The organism is Nocardia sp. NPDC050175 (genome assembly GCF_044459885.1).
GTDB lineage: Bacteria > Actinomycetota > Actinomycetes > Mycobacteriales > Mycobacteriaceae > Nocardia.
On the sequence record NZ_JBITJI010000003.1, the window covers coordinates 201,640 to 219,990 of the forward strand.

The 18,351-nt window shown below is 64.5% G+C and carries 21 protein-coding genes and 1 pseudogene; 7 read left to right on the forward strand and 15 right to left on the reverse strand.

Annotation, left to right across the window (positions count from 1 at the left end):
- Positions 1-318: 318 nt before the first annotated feature.
- Positions 319-948, reverse strand: a complete 630-nt coding sequence (locus ACIBK2_RS11865; protein WP_396966268.1) for a TetR/AcrR family transcriptional regulator — start codon at positions 946-948, stop codon at positions 319-321.
- A gap of 137 nt (positions 949-1,085) precedes the next feature.
- On the opposite strand from ACIBK2_RS11865, the gene ACIBK2_RS11870 reads away from it, so the two are divergent.
- Positions 1,086-2,063, forward strand: coding sequence for an oxygenase MpaB family protein (locus ACIBK2_RS11870; protein ID WP_396966270.1), 978 nt, complete (start codon positions 1,086-1,088; stop codon positions 2,061-2,063).
- Here the strand turns inward: ACIBK2_RS11870 and ACIBK2_RS11875 are convergent.
- On the reverse strand, positions 2,053-2,259 hold the full coding sequence (locus ACIBK2_RS11875) for a hypothetical protein (RefSeq protein WP_396966272.1): 207 nt from the start codon (positions 2,257-2,259) through the stop codon (positions 2,053-2,055). The two genes, ACIBK2_RS11870 and ACIBK2_RS11875, sit on opposite strands and share 11 nt — an antisense overlap.
- Positions 2,260-2,273: 14 nt before the next feature.
- On the opposite strand from ACIBK2_RS11875, the gene ACIBK2_RS11880 reads away from it, so the two are divergent.
- The 3 genes and pseudogenes from ACIBK2_RS11880 to ACIBK2_RS11890 form a co-directional block, all read left to right on the forward strand.
- Positions 2,274-2,426 (forward strand): hypothetical protein, encoded by a 153-nt coding sequence (locus ACIBK2_RS11880; protein WP_396966274.1) that lies wholly within the window; start codon positions 2,274-2,276, stop codon positions 2,424-2,426.
- 14 nt (positions 2,427-2,440) lie between these two features.
- Positions 2,441-4,075, forward strand: coding sequence for a class I adenylate-forming enzyme family protein (locus ACIBK2_RS11885; RefSeq protein WP_396966276.1), 1,635 nt, complete (start codon positions 2,441-2,443; stop codon positions 4,073-4,075).
- Positions 4,076-4,080: 5 nt separating this feature from the next.
- Positions 4,081-4,377, forward strand: a pseudogene (locus ACIBK2_RS11890) (AMP-binding protein); the annotation flags it as partial.
- 20 nt (positions 4,378-4,397) lie between these two features.
- On the opposite strand, the gene ACIBK2_RS11895 reads toward ACIBK2_RS11890, so the two are convergent.
- On the reverse strand, positions 4,398-4,562 hold the full coding sequence (locus tag ACIBK2_RS11895; protein WP_396967205.1) for a hypothetical protein: 165 nt from the start codon (positions 4,560-4,562) through the stop codon (positions 4,398-4,400).
- Between the two features lie 137 nt (positions 4,563-4,699).
- On the opposite strand from ACIBK2_RS11895, the gene ACIBK2_RS11900 reads away from it, so the two are divergent.
- From ACIBK2_RS11900 to ACIBK2_RS11910, 3 genes are all read left to right on the forward strand, one after another.
- On the forward strand, positions 4,700-5,482 hold the full coding sequence (locus ACIBK2_RS11900; RefSeq protein WP_396966278.1) for an enoyl-CoA hydratase/isomerase family protein: 783 nt from the start codon (positions 4,700-4,702) through the stop codon (positions 5,480-5,482).
- Positions 5,483-5,592: 110 nt separating this feature from the next.
- Complete coding sequence (locus ACIBK2_RS11905; RefSeq protein WP_396966280.1) at positions 5,593-6,075, forward strand: acyl-CoA dehydrogenase family protein; 483 nt, start codon at positions 5,593-5,595, stop codon at positions 6,073-6,075.
- A 118-nt stretch (positions 6,076-6,193) separates the two neighbouring features.
- A complete protein-coding gene (locus tag ACIBK2_RS11910) occupies positions 6,194-6,625 on the forward strand; it encodes an aldolase/citrate lyase family protein (RefSeq protein WP_396966282.1) in 432 nt (143 codons plus the stop codon).
- A gap of 70 nt (positions 6,626-6,695) precedes the next feature.
- On the opposite strand, the gene ACIBK2_RS11915 is transcribed toward ACIBK2_RS11910, so the two are convergent.
- The 12 genes from ACIBK2_RS11915 to ACIBK2_RS11970 are packed head-to-tail and all read right to left on the reverse strand — an operon-like array spanning position 6,696 to position 18,343.
- Entirely contained in the window at positions 6,696-7,313 is a 618-nt protein-coding gene (locus ACIBK2_RS11915; protein WP_396966284.1) for a hypothetical protein, read from the reverse strand.
- 18 nt (positions 7,314-7,331) lie between these two features.
- Positions 7,332-8,291: an MlaD family protein gene (locus ACIBK2_RS11920; RefSeq protein ID WP_396966286.1), complete on the reverse strand. Its 960-nt coding sequence runs from the start codon at positions 8,289-8,291 to the stop codon at positions 7,332-7,334.
- Positions 8,288-9,361 carry an MlaD family protein gene (locus ACIBK2_RS11925; protein WP_396966288.1) on the reverse strand — a complete coding sequence of 358 codons (1,074 nt, stop codon included), beginning with the start codon at positions 9,359-9,361 and terminating at the stop codon, positions 8,288-8,290. The genes ACIBK2_RS11920 and ACIBK2_RS11925 overlap by 4 nt, the downstream gene beginning before the upstream one ends.
- Complete coding sequence (locus ACIBK2_RS11930; RefSeq protein WP_396966290.1) at positions 9,358-10,461, reverse strand: MlaD family protein; 1,104 nt, start codon at positions 10,459-10,461, stop codon at positions 9,358-9,360. Before ACIBK2_RS11930 ends, ACIBK2_RS11925 begins: the two co-directional genes overlap by 4 nt.
- The gene (locus ACIBK2_RS11935; RefSeq protein WP_396966292.1) at positions 10,461-11,513 is read right to left on the reverse strand and encodes an MlaD family protein; all 1,053 of its coding nucleotides are present in this window, start codon (positions 11,511-11,513) and stop codon (positions 10,461-10,463) included. Before ACIBK2_RS11935 ends, ACIBK2_RS11930 begins: the two co-directional genes overlap by 1 nt.
- Entirely contained in the window at positions 11,510-12,517 is a 1,008-nt protein-coding gene (locus ACIBK2_RS11940) for an MCE family protein (protein ID WP_396966294.1), read from the reverse strand. Before ACIBK2_RS11940 ends, ACIBK2_RS11935 begins: the two co-directional genes overlap by 4 nt.
- Positions 12,514-13,572 (reverse strand): MlaD family protein, encoded by a 1,059-nt coding sequence (locus ACIBK2_RS11945; RefSeq protein WP_396966296.1) that lies wholly within the window; start codon positions 13,570-13,572, stop codon positions 12,514-12,516. Before ACIBK2_RS11945 ends, ACIBK2_RS11940 begins: the two co-directional genes overlap by 4 nt.
- 5 nt (positions 13,573-13,577) lie before the next feature.
- Positions 13,578-14,441, reverse strand: a complete 864-nt coding sequence (locus ACIBK2_RS11950; protein WP_396966298.1) for an ABC transporter permease — start codon at positions 14,439-14,441, stop codon at positions 13,578-13,580.
- Positions 14,441-15,286 (reverse strand): MlaE family ABC transporter permease, encoded by an 846-nt coding sequence (locus tag ACIBK2_RS11955; RefSeq protein ID WP_396966300.1) that lies wholly within the window; start codon positions 15,284-15,286, stop codon positions 14,441-14,443. The genes ACIBK2_RS11950 and ACIBK2_RS11955 overlap by 1 nt, the downstream gene beginning before the upstream one ends.
- A 32-nt stretch (positions 15,287-15,318) precedes the next feature.
- Positions 15,319-16,386 (reverse strand): spirocyclase AveC family protein, encoded by a 1,068-nt coding sequence (locus tag ACIBK2_RS11960; RefSeq protein ID WP_396966302.1) that lies wholly within the window; start codon positions 16,384-16,386, stop codon positions 15,319-15,321.
- The gene (locus ACIBK2_RS11965; RefSeq protein WP_396966304.1) at positions 16,383-17,543 is read right to left on the reverse strand and encodes an acyl-CoA dehydrogenase family protein; all 1,161 of its coding nucleotides are present in this window, start codon (positions 17,541-17,543) and stop codon (positions 16,383-16,385) included. Before ACIBK2_RS11965 ends, ACIBK2_RS11960 begins: the two co-directional genes overlap by 4 nt.
- Positions 17,540-18,343, reverse strand: a complete 804-nt coding sequence (locus ACIBK2_RS11970) for an enoyl-CoA hydratase/isomerase family protein (protein WP_396966306.1) — start codon at positions 18,341-18,343, stop codon at positions 17,540-17,542. Before ACIBK2_RS11970 ends, ACIBK2_RS11965 begins: the two co-directional genes overlap by 4 nt.
- Positions 18,344-18,351: the final 8 nt, after the last annotated feature.

Genomic DNA, 18,351 nt, shown 5'->3' on the forward strand with positions numbered 1-18,351 from the left:
AACTAGACACGACAAGCGCGAATGCGATCGAGAGGTCACCGGGCGGCGCTGCATCCGACTCGAATATGGCTGTTGCAGGGTCCGACAACACGATTCAGGCATTGTCCGCGATACGGACATCGCAGACCACGATTGACTAGCGTGTATGCCGCCCGGGATCTGCTCGGGGTTCGTCGCGCACCCTTACCTGAACGGTGGCGGCGAGAATCGCTACTGTTGTTCGGTTGGTGCCCGCGATCGACCCGTGATGGGTGACCAGCCCTACGCCACGCCATGAACACCTCCCTCTCCCGACGGGATGGCCTGTGAAATGAACGGCTAGTGCCGTTCGGTGAGTAGTGCGGCGATGGGGGCGACGACCCGGCCCGCGTAGCGGCGCAGGGTTTGTTCGTCGTCGAGGTCGATGCAGCTGTCGCGGTTGGTAACGAACGACATCGCAAGGCGTACAGCGGTTTCTGCTACTTCCTGCTGGATGTCGTAGTCGTCGGGTGAGATCGCTTCCCGCCGTAGTCGGTCGACAAGGAACGCGCGTGCGATGGCGATGATCGAGCCGCCCCTGATCGTGAGGTAGGGGAGTAGGTCGGAGTCGGTGAGTAGGAGTTCGCCGAGGATGGGGCTGGTTGTGGCGAAGCTGATCGTGAGTACGAAACCCTCGGCCGCGATGGTTGTCGGGTCGTGCGCGTCGGCGGTGGCGTGTTCGAACTCGCGCAGGAATCGTTGTAGTTCGCGCATGACGGCGGCTTCGATGAGGTCGTTCTTGCTGCGGAAGTAGCGATACACCCCTGAGCGGGCGAGTTTGGCTTCGCGGGCGACGTCATCCATCGATGTGCCTCGAATTCCCGCGCTGGCGAATCGAGTGAGTGCGGCGTCGAGGATGCGGTCGGCGGTGGCATCGGTGGAGGGGGAGACCGCGCTGCTCGCGGGAAGTGCGTCGACCTGGGCAGCCATGGGACTAGGATAGCGCCTCCGAATGGGCCGGAGCGACCGAAACAGGACAATGCTTCCTATTTTGTCCTATAGGACGTATCGTCAAATACTGTCCTATTGAGTAGGTTCGCACCTGCGCTCAACGATGAGGTAGTGCAATGACGACGGACGCGATGCCAAGTGGCAGCCCCGATCGAATCGCTGGCGGTCACAGCGATGACGGTGCGGATCATTCGGCCGCACGACAGGCGGCGTTCGCTCGGTTCCGCTGGTACAACGCCAGTGTGTTGAAGGGGTTGTTCGCCGCAGCGCTGTTCGACCAGACGATGTTGCCCACGGTGAGTGCGGGTGTGGAATCCACCGGCCGAATCCGCTTCACACCCTTCGAGCGAGCGTTCCGCACGGCCGCCGCCGACCAACTCGCCTTCTGGAGCGAAGATCCCGACCGGAGCGTGGAGTTCGAACGGCTCAAGCGACTGCATCGCGACGTAAAAGGAGTGGGGTACAACGGGATTCGGTACAGTGCGCTTAATCCGGAGTCGTGGAACTGGATCCTGTACAGCACCATCTTCATGATGCGCAACGCATACACGCCGATCACCGGCGAGGAGTTGAGCGAGCAGGACGATCAGTTCTTCTGGGAGTTCGTCACCGAAGCGTTCTCCGGCCTGGAATTGCCTGGGCGAGGGCGGCTTCCGGCCACCTACGTCGAGGCGCTGCACCACTACGACGAGATGGTGCGAACCAAGTTGCGGCGGACCAAGACGCTGGACAACGTCGTCGAGAGTTTGCTGAGTCCGCCTGTTCCGGAGTTTCTTCCGAGGGTGTCGCGGCCGATGTGGTCGATCGTGGGACCGGTCATCGGGCATATCGTTTTCATCTGTTCTTTCGGGATCATGCATCCCGATGTCAGGAAGATGGCGCCGGTGGAGTGGACGAGGTTGAACCGCTTCGAGTTCCAGGTCGCGGCCACACTGCTGCCGCTGGCCTACCGGTACCTGCCCAAGCGGCTGCAGTACTCACCGCTGGCCTACAACCGTTGGCGTTATGAGCAATTGGTAGCGAGGTACCAGGCGATGGGTTTGGATTCGTTCGCCCCGCCGCCGGGCGGTCTGGGATGCCCGTTCACCGCATGACCGTCGACGGCTGCGGTCGCATGTCCGATTGAGTTCTCGGCGTATTTATCACGGGATCTCCGACGAGGGGCGCGGCGATCGGTGCGCCAAGTTGGTGGCTGCGGTGTTCGACATCTCGGCCGATGACCAGCAGTCCGCCGTCGATCAGGAGATGCATCGACTCCGGCTCGGCGCGGGCCAGAAAATACACCGCCATTGGCGATCGCCGCTATGAAGTCGCTGCTGACGCGATGGCCCAGCGATCCGATGGCGATGCTGGAGCACGAGGTCGATGCCCAGGTCCGCCTGTTCGACACCGAAGATTTCGCCGAGGGAGTCTCGGCGTTCCAGGAGAAGAGAACCCCCGCGTTTCGCGGTAAGTAGATGGAAGCACGCACATGATATTTGCGGCAGAACGTAACCTCACCGAGTCCTATTGGGCGCGCGACGACAGTGTGCCACTGTCGGATCACACCGTCGGCTCGCTGCTGGCCGAGCGTGCCGAACACCATGGCGGCACCGTCGCCCTGGTCGGCACACCACATGGCACCACCGAACTACACCGATACACCTACGCGCAGCTGTACGACGAGGCGCTCCGCGTCGCATCCGCGCTGGCGGCCATCACCGCACCGGGTGACTTCGTGGCCCTGTGGGCGCCGAACGTCGTGGAGTGGCCGATCATCGAATTCGGTGCGGCACTGGCGGGGCGCGTGCTCGTGGCGATCAACCCGGCCTTGCGTCAGGGCGAGCTCGCATATGCGCTGATCCACTCCGGTGCGACAGTGTTGATACACGCCGATGAGAACAAGCGCTACGACATGGCCGACGTTGCGAAATCTGTTGTCGCCGAGGTGAGCTCCGTCGAGCATCGCATCAGCTTGTCGGAGCGCGGACGTTGGCAGGCGGCCGGCCAGACGACGATTGAATTCGGTGCGTGGGCGAGTGATCCCGATGCGCCGGTGATGTTGCAGTACACATCGGGCACCACGGGGAATCCGAAAGGTGTACTGCTGCGGCACCGCTCGCTGGTGAATGTCGCCAAGATGACGATGGAGGCCGCCGAGGTCGCCGCCGGATCGGTATTCCTCAACCCGCTGCCGATGTTTCACACCGCCGCATGTGTCATCGGCACTCTTGGTCCTGTCTGGAATGCGGGAACCGCGCTACTGGTCGAAACCTTCACCCCGGCAGCCATACTGGATTGGGCAAAGGCAGAGCATGCCGATGTGCTGCTCTTCGTACCGACGGTGCTGAGCGCCTTGCTGGAAACGGTGCGTGGAAACGAAGACCTCGCACCACAATTCACCAGCGTGATCGGCGGGGCCGCGAATGTCCCGCGTGTGCTGATAGAGGGGTCGGCACGAGTCTTCAGCGCCTCGGTACACAACCTGTTCGGACAGACCGAACTCGCACCGGTACTCACGCTGACGCGCAAGTCCGATTCGATCGAGGACCAGCTCGCGACCGTCGGCCGCCCGATCGCCCAGGTGGAGACCAAGATCGCGGATAGCGATGGCACCGGAGTGGCGCCGTTGGGGATCGAAGGCGAAATCTGCGCCCGCGGCTACCAGCAGATGATCGAGTACTACCGAGACCCAGCGGCGACCGTGAGCACCGTCGATGCCGATGGCTGGTTGCACACAGGCGATCTGGGGTCGATGGACAGTCGTGGTTTCCTCACGTTGACCGGCCGGCTCAAGGACATGATCATCAGCGGCGGTGAGAACATCGCGCCCGCTGAAGTGGAATCGCGACTGGTAGAGCACGATTCGGTGCAGCAGGCCGTGGTCGTCGGCGTACCTCACGAGAAATGGGGCGAGACGGTCGCTGCGGTTCTCGTCGTACGCGGCGAACAGCCCGAGGATCTGCTCGATTCGGTGAAGGCGCACCTGAGTACGCGGCTCGCGCCGTTCAAGACACCGCGCAGGTGGTTCGTCACCACCGAATTGCCGACGACACCGTCGGGTAAGGTCCAGAAGTTCAAACTGCGCGAGGCCATCCTCGACGAATCCATCGACGAGATCGGGTGACCGGCGTGCGCACCTGCGATCTCGATACTCGGCGGCAACGGCTGATCGAGCGATTCCCGAACTGGCGTCCCTACGCGCTGGGGGACTGGCTGGGCGCCTGTGCCGACGAGCACGGCGATCGTCCGCTCGTCATCACCGACGACCGCACTCTCACCTACCGCGAGACCGCCGATCAGGCCGCACGGCTGGCGGATGGTCTTGTCGCACTGGGTGTTCGGCCGGGTGAACACGTGGGCGTGCTGATGGCCAACTATCCGGAGTTCGTTCCGGTCAAATTCGCCATCGCGCTGGCGGGGGCGGTCGCGATCCCGTTGAACTTCCTCTACCGCACCGAGGAATTGGCGTATGTGCTCGCGCGTACCGTGACGAAGGCCAATTGGCCGGACTTCCCCTGCTTCACCGCCACCGCGGATACCTGCGACATTCGTTCGGCCGGTTGCCCGACCTCGAGCGGTCGGGCGATCTCTACTCGACCGCCCGCGAACATGCGGCGTCGGTCCGGAACCGGCGGTAGGAAACCGCGATTCGAGGGATGTCCAATAGCTCTCCAGTTCGGTCATGACTCCTCGATCTTCCTTGACCATGCTTGTTTCTTTAATTTGTATTGAATTCTAAACGGAGGTAGTGGGATTGATTGCGTACGACGTCGAGGACGGCATCGGGTTCGTCCGATTGGACCGGCCGGATGCCCGCAACGCCATGAACAAGGACATGGGCCTGGCGCTGCTGGAAGTGGCGACGACGATCGCCAACGACGACAGTCTGCGAGCGGTGCTGATTACCGGGAACGGACCGGTATTCAGCGTTGGCGGCGATATCAGAGCGTTCTCCGACGGCGCGGCCGACCTGCCCGACACCCTGACCAGGATGGCTCTGCTGAGTCACGAGGCCATCCGGATCCTGTCCCGCGTCGAGGTCCCGATCGTCACCGCGGTGCATGGGGCGTGCGCGGGCGCCGCACTCGGGTTGCTGTACGCGGCCGATATCACCCTCGCCGCCGCCGGAACCAAATTCGCTACCGGCTTCGGTCGCATCGGCATCACCGCCGACTCGGGGAACACCTGGTACCTGCCGAAGTTCATCGGGATCCGGCGGGCCGCAGAGATGCTGTTCGAAGACCGGGTCATCGATGCCGACACCGCCGCCGACTGGGGGCTGATCAACCGCGTGGTCCCCGCGGACGAATTGGCTGTCGAAGCCGAGGCGGTCGTGCGCCGCCTCGCCGCGGGCGCGACCCGCAGCTACGGCGAGATGCGCCGTTTGCTGCACAACTCCTGGACCACCACCGTCGATCAGGCACTCTCCGAAGAGACCGCCGCGCTGCGCCGCATAAGCCGGACAGCCGATGCCCCGGCCGCCATCGACAGCTTCCTTGCCAAACGGCAACCGTCCTTCACCGGAGAGTGAGCACATCGTGTCCGCATTCGTCGTCGATACCGACGAGCACAAACTGCTGCGCGAGAGCGCGGGCAAGATCGCGGCCAAATACGGTCAGGAGTACTTTCTCGAGCGGTCGCGTGCGGAGGGGAAAGTCGACGAGCTGGTCCGACTTCGGGCAGGCAGGACTGCACTGTGTGCAGCTGCCCGAGGAATACGGTGGGGGCGGCGTGGGTCTGTCCGAATTGCTGATCGTCATCGAAGAGCTTGCGGCGAAAGGGATTCCGCTACTGCTGACGGTGATTTCACCCGCGATTTGTGGTTCGATTCTCGCCGCACACGGTTCGGCGCAGATGAAGGCCGACTGGCTGCCAGGCATCGCCGACGGCACCAAGAAGATGGCCTTCGGGCTCACCGAGCCGGACGCAGGTTTTAACAGCCACAATGTGACCACCACCGCTCGACGGGACGGTGACGGCTGGGTGATCTCGGGCGGCAAGTACTTCATCTCGGCGATCGACGAGGCCGACGCGGTGCTCATCGTCGCGCGCGACCAGGACTTCGTGGGCAACTCGCGCTCGCCGCTGTCGATGTTCTGGTGCCCACCGATGCCCCCGGGCTGACTCTGTAGCCCTTGCCGACGGCGGTGGTCTCGCCGGACGGACAGTTCACGGTCTTCCTGGACGAGGTCCGAGTCAGGCCGGAGGCGCTGATGTTACCTCAGGCCGGACGAGTGCACTTGTGCTCGGCTATGCCGATCTCGGCGCCTCGCTCGGGCGTAGCCCCGATCTCGGGGCGTCCCGCTGGTTATATGCGCAAGTCGCTGTGCTGACCACGGCGCGCTCGGCCGGGCTCGTTGCGATCGATGGCCCACACCTCGGCGTCGCTGTGGACGACGGATTCGTTGCGGGTGTGGAACATGCGGTGGCCCTTGGTTTCGATGGCAAGTGGGTGATCCATCCCCGCCAGATCGACACCGTCATAGACGCTTCCACTCCGAGTGCGGCCGAAACCGCCAACGCGCAGATCGTGATCGACGCCCTGAGGGCGGCACATGAAACGAACCGCGGTGCGATCGCCGTAGATGGCCGAATGATCGACGAGGCACTCGCGGTTTCGGCCCGCCGACTGCTGGCCCGCGCTCACCGCGGCCAGACAGAGGGCCTCGACTAAACGAGATGGCGTGCTTGCGGTTTCGGTCCGCTGTCAATGCACATGGTTGGCAGATCGCCGGCGCGGGCGACTATTTCCTGAGTGCCGCGTCCAGCCCGCCGACTTCGGTGATCTTCCAGTCGGCGTTCTTGTCGACTGTGACGGTGTAGGTGACGGTGGTCTGGCTGCCTTGCGGTGTTTGCGCGCTGGTGGAGGTGACGTTGAGGAAGACGCTTACCTTGCGGACGCCGCCTGATTCCGAGGTGACCACTGCGGTGATCGGGGTTGCGTTCGATGTCCACTGCAGGGGTAGCAGGATCTGTTCGAGTTGCGGTGCGGTCGCGTCGAATTTGGCGGCTAGTTGCGGGGTGGTGCCGGTCCCGAGTCTGCCGAACCACGCTTTGAGGTTTTTGTTGTCGATGGTGGAGGCGCCGATCGCGTAGTCGGTGGCGATCTGCTCGGCGTGTTTGTCATCTGTGGCGTGTGCGTCGCGGTTGCGCAAATCACTGCGGGCCGAGAACCAGAGCGCGGCGAAGAGTGCGACTGTGGCGATCAGCACGGCGGCCGCCACCGCGGTGTAAACAGTGGAGAGCCGGACCTCTTTGGTGCTCTTCCGGTTCCGGCCCTCGGTGGTTGCCTCCGCAGGACTATCGGGTTCCCCGGAGCTGGTGGAGTTTTCGGTTTCCGTGTCGATGATGGTGCTGGTCATTGCGTACTCTCCGGTGTTTTATTTGACGTGGATTTGCAGCCGTACAGCGTTATTGGTGCCGACGGTGCTCAGTGCCTGGCTGAGTAGCGCGCCGAGGTCGAGTTGTGCGGCGCTGTCTCGGGCGCTGTCCAGCAGCGGGCGCAGCGCGGGCAGCTGAGCGGCGGTGCGGGGGCCGATCTTCTCCAGATAGGTGGTCAGGTCGTGCAGGAAAGCCACCAGGCCGTCCTGCTGCAGGTAGGCGGCTGGCTGGATGCCTTTGTCGAAACTGTGTGCGGTAACGGCGATCGCGTCCGCGAGTTGTCGGCCGAGGTCGGCCCATTCGGGACCGCCCGCGGCCAGCGACGGCCCGGTCCAGTTCATGTCGCTGCCGAGCGTTTGCAAATCGGTGAGCAGTTGGCGGATGGTACTGGTGCGGCTGAGCAGGGTGGCTGCCAGCAGCGTGGTGGAGCGTGCGAGGCGCGGAATCTCATTGTCAGTTCCGGTCAGCGCGACGTCCGCTGTACCGACCAGCTCGGCGATCGTTTTCGGGTCGAGTTGTTGCAGTACCTTCACGACGCGCTCCGACACTTCCGGAATGGTCATGGGCAGCTGGGCGGTTCCAGTGTCGATCGACTGGTTGTCGCGAATGTAGGGCCCGGTGTTTCGTTCGGCCTCGAACTCGATGTATGGCTCTCCGAGGGCGGAAAGGTTCTCGATGCGCACCGTGCTTGCGACTGGAATCGGCGGCGAATCCTGAAGGTGCAGCGTAATTTCCACGCCGGAGGCAATCTTGCGCACCGAGGTCACCTTGCCGGCCTCGAGTCCGGACAGTAGGACTGGTGAGCCGACCCCGATGCCGCCGGAGCCCGGCAGGGTCATGGTGGCGGTGATGTGTCCGGTGAGCGGATTCATCTGCAGCACAACGAATCCCAGATAGCCGATACCGCTGATAAGCACGAGAAGTATTGCGCCGAGCGAAAACACCGAACTCGTCTTCATCGCACCGCGCCGATCATGCGCAGCATGGCGATGATCTGATCGGTCTGCTCGGCAGGCGTCACGGCTACGCTCGAGACCTCGGCGGAGACGATATCCACCTTCGGTCCGTGCTGGACGAATGGAACAATCTTGGTCTGGATGAGGTCCACGAGCTTTCGAAGATTCGACGGCGAGGACAGATCCAGCGGCCGGGAGCCGAACAGGGCGGGTACGTAGGCGGTGGCGGTGGCGTCGAGTGAGCCGACCAGCGGCCCGAGCCAGGCCGCGGATCGGGCGACCGGCCCCAGATCGCTGAATACGAAGATCAGTTGCACCGCGGAATTCACTGTGGCGGTGACGTGTTCGACGCCGTAGTCGGTGAGCAGCCGGTCCAGGATGTCGCGATCGGCGTCGATCATCGTGGTGTTCGCCTGTAGCCCGTCGAGTAGGGCGTCGAGGGTGTGCAATCGGTCTGCGACGTCGATGAGATCGCCTCCGATGACGCCGAATACTCGGGCGGTTTCGGCGGGATTGTCGGTGAACACTTGATTGAGCTGCCGGACGATGTCCTGGACATTGGTGAGCGCACCACTGCCTGCGGTCGTCGCCAGCCCCGCGAGAGTGTCCTCGATCTGGGTCGCGGGTTTGGTGTTCCCGATCGGTATCGTCGCGTCGGGAGCCAGGTCGGTGGCGGTCCCGCCGGATGGTGTGGTGAGTGCGATGTGCACATCGCCGAGCGGGGTGGACTGGCGTAGTTGCGCGGTCGTTGTGGCAGGCAGCCGGACCGAATCCGATATCTGCACGGTGGCCAGGACATAGCCGTCGCGTGGACCGGTGGGGTCCGCCGCCGGCGTGACGATGTCCAAGCTGTCGAGATTGCCGACGAGTACTCCGTTCACGGTGACTTTCGCTCCCTGCGGTAGGTTGAGGACGTCCGCGAATTGGATGTGCAGTCGGTACTTTTCGCCCGCGGCCGTTGTGCCCGGAACCGGTATCGCGGCGGGATCGAGGCGGCATCCGCCGGCGAGCAGGGTCGCCGCGAGCGCGGCGGTGAGGGCGATCGCCCGGTGTGATCGGGCATGGTGTGTCATCGAGGTATCACCGATCCGAGGACGAGTTGGGTGATCTGTATATTCATGAGGCCGTCGGTGGTGTCGGTGCAGCGTCCCGGCGCGATCGCATTGATCGCGGCGCACACCTGGGGTGCGCTCGAATCCGGGATCGCCACCCGCGGCGGCGCGTAGTCGATTACGGCCCTGCCGTTCGCGGGATCGATGGAGTGTGTGAATGCCGCGGCGATCGAGGGGACCATTCGGATGAGATCCAGCAGTGAACCGATTCCGGCCCCGGCCAGCAGCAGTGTCGCATCAGCGGCGTCCAGCTGCCGCAGCAGCGGGCCGCCGAACATGAGCGTGAGGTCGTTGAGCATCGGCAATATATCGCCGATATCGGTGAGCACCTGGACGATTGGTGGCACGGCCATCGTATTGACGGCGTGCAGGGCGTCGGGCAGGCCGGTTACTGTGGATTCCACCTCGCCCCAGCCGCTGGCGGCGCTGCGGGCCAGCGATGCGAGTGCGTCGATCAGTTGCCCGAGATGGCCGATGGCGGCATCGGGTTCGTTCAGCGCGGAGCCGAGGGTGTGGATGAGGTCGTTGATCTGCTGTCCGCGGCCCACGGTGGCGTCGTTCATCGTGGTGAGGCCGGCCAGTAGCCGGTTCTGCTGGGCGGGATCGTTTGCGCCATCGAGTTCGTCGGCCAGTTTCGCCACCGCCGCGAATGTCTGGCTCAGGCTCTTCGGAGTCAGGGTTTTGGTGATGCATCGACCTGCCTCCCAGCCGGGGCCGTCGGGCCGGTTGCCGATGAGCGCCAACCGGCGGTTGGCGATAAGCGTGTCCGATACGGTCGTCGCGCCGACGTCAATCGGCAGCTTCTCGTCGGCCGGAATCTCGAACTCGACGCGAGTTCCCTTGTCCGCCGGTTCGATTCGCGTCACTCGACCGGACGGGATGCCGCGGATGGTGACATGGCTGTCGGTGAACAACCCGATGCTGTCAGGCATGAGCGCGCAGTAGCCGCGCATCTGCTGGCTCGGCTGTGCCAGCCGGATGCCGAGCGTAGCAACGGCGATGAGTATCGCGATCATGGCCACCGAGACGAACCCGCGGGATCCGAACAGACGTCGAAGCATCAGCAGGTTCTTCCCGGCACCGGAATGCACAGGGCGGGGGCGGTAATGGTGATGTCGGATTGATCTACGGCGACCCCGTCCTGGGCAGTGATCAGCGGCTGGAATCGCGCACCGAACGCGCGCAATCCCTCGAGCAGTTCGCCGAGCCGGGTGCTGATATCGCTCAGGCGTGGAATGAGATCCGCCAGCGGCTGCGCCATCGGCTTCAGCGTGGACTGCCAGGCTTGCCCGACGGGAACCACCCGCTCGACGACCGATGCCAGCAAGTCGAGTTGCTTTCCGACGTGCAGCTTATTGTTCTCGATCAGCGTGATGAGTATGCCGAGGGTGCGCACCATTCGTACCACCAGGCGCTTGTTGGTTTCGATCGCCGACACGTAATCCTCGGCCACTGTCAACGCGCGGGAGATGTCGGCGCTCTGCTTGTCCAGAATCCCGACGATTGTGGTCGCGGCCGTCAACGCCTGCCCGATCCCATTGGGGCTCTTGTCGATCGAGTCCGCCAGTGCCGCGAAGTTGCGGCGCAGCACGTCACCGTCCATGTTGCGAATTGGGGTGATCGCATCCTGGAAGGCCCGCGGCAGGCTGTAGGGCAGCGTGACGTGATCGGCGGGAATCGTCTTGCGCCCCAACGGTTGTGCACCGGCCGGTGTCAGCGCGACGTAGTGGCCGCCGACCACAGTGAGCATCCGGATATCGAGGGTGGTCTGCGCGCCGACAAAGATGGTGCGGTCGACGGTGAAGTCCAGGGCGACGCGATCGGATTTCAGAGTCAGCGATCGCACCTTCCCGACTGTGATGCCGGCGATGCGCACCGGATCGCCCGCTCGGACCGAGCCGGCGTCCGTGAGGTCGGCCGTGTAGGTCCGCACACCGAGGTCGGTGGTGTACACGATCCCGAGGGCTGCCAGCACGACCACCACGGCGACGATGCCCGTGGTGCCCCAGCGCAGGTCCGATCGTGCTGCGTCCCGGTCGTTTCTGGGCACCGTGTCGGTGCCAGCGATTTGTCCGAGCAGGCTGCGCACCCCGGTGCGGAGGCGCCGGATCATCCCTTGCACAGCGTGATCCGCTGGCCACCGATGAAGACCTGCAGCAGCTCGGGGGCTGGCGCGGGGCCGTTGGCGCACGACAGGTTTACATTCTGCGCCGATCGCGGGATGAGCGCACCCAGCGATTGCAATAGTGCGGGTAGCTGGTTGAGCATGTCGGCGGTGTCTTTCGGGTTGGGGAACAGGTTGCGCAGGGCGGTGTCGAAATCGGGGTTAGCGCGCGGGGTGAGGCCTAGGGTCGCGAGTAGGTGATCGGCCGGTTCCAAGACGGGCGGAATGGCCGCAGCGAAGTCGATCAGTCCGGTGATCCGCTGGGTGAGGGTTTCGAAGAGCAATGTGAGCTGTGACATCGAAGCGATGGCATGGCCCGATTTGCCGCCCAGCCGGTCCGAGACGACTCCCAGGTTGTGTACCAGGGTGGATATCATCGCCTGTCGGTCGGTGACGTAGCTGCTGAGTTTGTCGATTGCGCCCAGTGCTGGCCCGAGGCTGGTGGCGGTGCCGTCGACGACGGCCAGCAGGCTCGTGGCGAGCAGGTTCAGATCTTCCGGGGTCAGCTGCGCCAGCACCGGCTGTAGGCCATTGAAGAGGGTGGTGATATCGAAGGAGGGAATCGTGTGGTCGGTGCCGATATGGCTGCCCGTGGCCAGCCGTGCGCCGGGGTCGGCGGGTTGGCGAACGTCGAGATACCGCTGGCCGGTGAGGGATTCGAAACGGATGGCAAATGTGCCACCGCCGAACACCGGATACTTCTTTTGCACCGTGAAGGTGACGTTCGCATGGTTGCCGCGTAGTTCGACAGTGCGCACTTTGCCCACGGCGACGCCGTGTAACCGCACGTCGCTGTTCGCGAAAAGCCCATTGGCATCTGTGAATTCGGCGGAATAGGTCTCGGTGTCGCCGCCGACCGGCCGATTGACGGCGTGCAGGACCGCGGTGAGTGCGACGGCCATGGCCACGCCGAAGATCGCGAGCCGGATGATCAGTGCGGGTGCGGATTTCATCGTGTCCCCGCCGATGCCGCCGAGGGGAGTCCGTGCAGCAGCGGCTGCGCCAATCCAGGGACGCCGCTCAGGGCAAGATCCAGGCGTAGCACCGGACCGTCCGGGGTATCGGGCATGGCGGTGTTGAGGCCGTCGAGCAGGTCGCTGAGCTGCCGGTTGGTCCGGTCGGAGGGTGGGAGCGCGCGGGCGACCATGGTCAGGACGGGGGCCAGTGCGTGGGTGTAGCCATCGAAGTGATGCTGTGCGGTGGACAGTAGTGGCGGCAGCGCTGCAATGATGTTGTCGCGCACCAGGACAACGCTCGCGTCAAATCGTGTGCGATCCGTATCGTCCTTCAGTTCCGGACTGTTGTAGAGGGCATCGACCACACGGAGCAGGCCGTCCACGGTGGGAGGCAGCCCACTCAGTGCCGAGCCGTACTGTTCGAGCAGGAATGCGGACGGGAGCTGCTGCGTATCGGCGACCGTTGTCGCCAGCACCACGATCGCTTGCAGTAACGGGGTGAAAGCCTTTGCATCGGTAGCAATCTGGCTCAGCAGTGCGGTCAGCTTCGGGGTCAGCACCCCGTTGGCGAGTTGCCCGATCGACTGCAGCAACGTGGAGATCGTCGCATCGACGACCCGGCCCGCCCCGCTACCGGTGAGATCGACCTGTGCGTTGTCGGCGAGGATCGCACCGCCGGCGCCGGGCTTCAACACGAGTTCGCTGATGCCGAACAGGTTGCCCGGTGTGTAGGCGATGTCGAGGGTATCGGTGAGACCGAACAGCTGAGTCCGGTCGAGCCGCAATATCATTCGCTGTCGGTTGCCGTCCGTTGCGCTGATCGAATCGATGCGGCCTACCTTGACTCCGTCGAGGCGGACATCGATACCGGGTTCGACCCCGTCGCCGACCTTTTCGGTCAACAGCGTGACCGAGAGGGAGTCGGCGGCGCGCTCGACCGGCGCGACGCGCCACGCGAGGACCCCAGCGGTCGCGAGCACGGCGGCGATCATGCCGACGAGCCGTGCGCCGCGCGGGCTGACGGCGACTCCGGGCATTCCAAAGGCGGGCATCGTGGTCACCCCGTGAACGACAGGGGGGTGTTGAAGCCCCACAGCGCGATGGTCAGGATCATGTCGAGTGTGATGATGGCGATCAGGCTGGCGCGGATCGCGCGTCCGGAGGCGACACCGACGCCCTCCGGTCCGCCGGTCGCGAAAAACCCTTGGTAGCAGTGGATCACGATGATCGCGACCGCGAAGACGAGCACTTTGAGGGTGGCGGCGACGATATCCGCGGCGACCACGAATTGATCGAAGTAGTGCTCGTAGACGCCGGCCGGCTCCCCGTGCACGCCGGTGATGATCAGCGCGGTCGCCAGGTAGCTGACGATCAGCGCGATCAGGAACGTCGGCACAATGCAGACCACTCCGGCGATCACCCGCGTAGTGACCACGAACGGCACCGACCGCACCCCGAGCGATTCGATGGCGTCGATCTCCTCGGAGATGCGCATGGATCCGATCTCTGCGGTCATGCGGCACCCGGCCTGCGCGGCGAAGCCGATGCCCGCTGCCATCGGTGCCAGCTCACGGGTATTGGCGAATGCGGAGATGACACCGGTGATTTGACCGAGGCCCACCAGGTCCAGCGCGCTGTAGGCTTCGATGCCGGTCGATGCGCCGACCGCCGCACCCATCACCAGCATGACCGCCGCAGTGCCGCCGCCGACGATCACCGCGCCACGTCCCCAGGTCATGTCGGTGATGGTGACCATGGTTTGCGCGCGATAATGCTTGAGCGTCAATGGAATCGACGACAGTACCTGCCACACGAAGGCGAGCGTGAAGCCGAACCCGTCCAGCAGCGACCACGGTCGGATCCGACGGAGCAGCCGTGCTGCCCACCGCAGACCGACCGGCGTGAATGAACTGGCCGTCATCACACCACCCGCACCGGCAGAAACAGCGCCACGAGCTGGGTGATGACGACGTTCACCACGACAATCGCCACGACCGAGAGAATCACCGCCGCATTGACGCCGTCGGCGACGCCGCGCGGCCCGCCCTTCGCCTCGAGTCCACGCTGGCAGGCGATGACGACGACGAGATAGCCGAAGACGATCGACTTGGCGATCGACACCCACACGTCGGCGGCCGAGGCGAAAGCACCGAATGATTGCCAGTAGCTGCCGGGGGTCACATCCAAGGCTCCGATGGCCACGATGTACCCGGACAGCACTCCGACGAAGATGATCAGGATATTCAGCAACGGTGCCACGATCAGCATGGCCGCCAGGCGTGGAACCACCAGTCGCTGAACAGGGTTGATCCCCATCACGCGCAGCGCGTCGATCTCCTCGCGAATAGTGCGCGCGCCCAGGTCGGCGGCAATGGCGGCGGCCCCGGCCCCGCCCAGCAGCAAGCCGGTGGCCAGCGGAGCTCCCTGCTTGATCACACCGAGCCCGCCGGCCGCGCCTATGAGCGAGTTCGCGCCGAGCTGATGCACGACATTGCCGACCTGCGCGGAGACAACGACGCCGAACGGAACCGCCATCAGCACACCGGGAATCGCGGTGACCGTGATCAGAAACCAGGCCTGGGAAAGCATTTCGCGCCACTGAAACCGCTGCCGTCCCAGATCGGTCACCCCGACCACGGTCGCCTGCACGCCACTGCGCGTCGCCCGGCCGAAGGTGCCCACACTCGACAGCACTGTGATGGAGAAGGTGCCGTGCAGCGCCTTCAAGGCTGGGATCTGTTCCTTCGCAACGGATGTCGATGTCATGCCGGATGCCCGGCCCGCGCCTGCCCCCACGGTCAACGAACGGGTGCGTGGTCGGGGTGGCCGGCGACTGCGATCGGCAGACCCGGGGCCGGGCAGTTGTATTCGGTACCGGGACCGCACATGTCATTGACGAGGTAGCTCGGCACCTGCGCCGGCATGGTGTCGCCCGGGTACAGGCTCACCGCAACCGCGCATACGGCGTAGCCGAGCATCGCGGTCGACGTGTAACCGATGACGGCGAACGTTGCGAGAGCGGTACGGACACGCTCAGGGACATTGACGCGATCAACCCCGCGCTCGACGAAACTGCGCCCGTCCGGTGCGCGAAAATGGCGCAGCAGCGTGAGGGAGGCGAACATCGCGCCCCAGAACATGACGTCCGGAACGATCGGCAGCTGCCACCGCGTGCCCGCGAACACGGTCAGGTTGCGTTGCGGTGTCGTCCACATGGCCCAGCCCGAATGCTGCACCAGGACCTGGTGGATGATCACGACCGCCACCATCATGAACACCCAAATCGACACGACGAGACCGACTTTGCCGATAGCAGGCCACCGCTTCTCGATACTGCGCAGCACCCAGCAACCGACAACGGCGGACAGCGGCAGGGCCATGTATCCGGTGAACTCCACCAGGAGCGGATCCGGTAGCCGACCGGCGTTCGGGCTGATCCAGCCGGGGATGAACGGCGTCCACGATCCCCGATTGATGTAGTACGAGTTCATGAAGAACGAGATGCGTACCATGTTGCCGATCGGGTCGAGCCAGGTCAGCGCCATGGTTCCCAGCAAAAGCTTGGCGTCGAAGGTCATCCGGCGTTCACGGACGCACCCGCGCACGATCCATGCCACGGTGCCGAGCGCCGCGAGGGTGAAGGCACTCTGCTCGAGCCAGGCACAGATCTTCTCCCACTGCGGCACCGGATCTGCTCCGGTACCCACCGAACGGAAGTGGTCGGAGGTGATCCACCGGGTGTAGACGTAGGTCTGCAACACCATGGCCGCGATACCTATTGCCGCCCACCACAGCACCGGGCGAGCGCGATGGCGGGAGGTCGCGGTGTCGGCCTGCCGCAACTCGCTGTCGGAACTGATGCTCATCGCTGGTCCTCCGTTTTCGTGCGGCCGATTGCTCGGCCGATGATGTCGAGCATGATTTCGTCGGTGCCGGCCCCGATTCGGAACGTTCGCAGGTCCCGCCAGGCGCGCTCGACGCCGTACTCCGTCATGCACCCGGCCCCGCCGTGGATCTGCATCGCGCTGTCGGCGATGGTGCTGGCGCTGCGCGTGGCGAACAGCTTCGCGATGGCGATATCGCCTGCGCCGCAGGTGCCTTGGCCGACCTTCCACGCGGTGGAATAGACGAGCTGACGCGCGGCCTCGAGCTCCATCGCCATTTCGGCGAGCCGGTGCCGGATTGCCTGGTGCTCGGCAATGGGCTTGCCGAAGGCCCGGCGTTCTCGTGCGTAGCGCAGCGCCGTCTCGATGAGCCATTCCGCAGCACCGACGCAGTACGCGGCGGCGGTGAGCCGCTCGCCCTGTAGTTCCCACATAATGTGCTTGAAACCCTCACCAGCACTGCCGATTACCGCGGAAGCGGGCACGCGCACGGCATCGAAGGTGAGCACTGCGGTATCGGATGCCCGCAATCCGACCTTCGATAGCGGGCGCTCCCGGGTGATACCGGACAAGCTCATCGGTACCAGCAGCAGGGTGTATCCGTGTCCGGTGTCCGGCTCGCGCGTCAGCAGCACGATCGCATGGGCGCGAAGGCCGTTGGTGATGAACATCTTCGAGCCGGAGATGACGTAGTCGTCGCCGTCGCGGCGGGCGGTGGTCCGGATCGCCGCGACATCCGAGCCCGCCTCCGGTTCGGAGATGCCGAGGCACAGAATCGTCTCCCCGCGGATCGCGGGAACCAGCCATTCGCTCTTCTGCTGTTCCGAGCCGAACGCGAGGATGGGCGGCATCGCCATATCGGTGTGCACCGAGATACCCATGGCCACGCCCGCGCTGTTGACCCGGCCCAGCTCCTCGGCCAGGACCAGACCACTGACAGTGTCGATGCCCTGGCCGCCGTATTCGACCGGCTTGCCGAGGCCGAGCAGCCCGGCGTCTCCCAAGCATCGGAATACCGTGTCCGGGAAGGTTGTCTGCTCCCACTCCTCGACGTACGGAGTCACTTCGCGAGCCAGCAGACCACGCACACTGGCCCGCAGCGCATCGTGGTCGGCGGTGAAGATCGGATGATCGCTCATCGGCCGGCCGTCATTCGATCGCCGAACTGCTTTGCTGCACTGGCGAATTCGCTCGACGCGTAGCATTCGACCTGTTCCCGCTGCGCGGCCTGGCGCGCCTGCTCGAACGACAGTTCGGCACCGGCGACCAGAACCCGTTTGGCCGCACGGATTCCGGTGGCCGAGTGCGCCGCGATCTGCAGAGCGATTGCGGTGGCGGCCGATTCCAGATCGTCGTCGTCGACAACATACTCCGCCAACCCGATTCGGCCGGCTTCGCTCCCGTCGATCACGGCACCGGTGAGGATCAGCTCCCGTGCCTTGCCGAGCCCGACGAGCCGCGGCAACCAATAGGCGGTGCCGGTGTCGGGGATCAGCCCATAGTTGATACCGGCGGCTGCGAATCTGGCCGTTTTCGTCGTCACTCGCAGGTCGCACGCCACGGCGAGTTCGAAGCCCGCGCCGAGTGCGTGCCCGCGCACGGCCGCGATCGTCGCGAACGGTGCATTGCTCAGCCGTGCGAAACCTTCGGTCCATTCGAGTCCGGCCGCTCGCCGCTGCTCACGTGCCTCGGGTGTGTCGAGCGGGCCGGCCAGCGATGACATTGCATTCGCGTCGAAGCCCGCACTGAAAGAACCTCCTTCACCGCTGACTATCAGGCAGCGCAGGTCCTCGCCAGCCAGTCGGCGCAGCATCTCGTTCAGGTCCAGCCACATCTGCGGTGTCTGCGCATTGAGCGCCTCCGGGCGGTTCAGCTGCAACTGCCCCACGCCCTCGGCGCCGATCGTGCAATGCATGGTCTCGAGTCGAAGTGCGCTCATTGATCTCC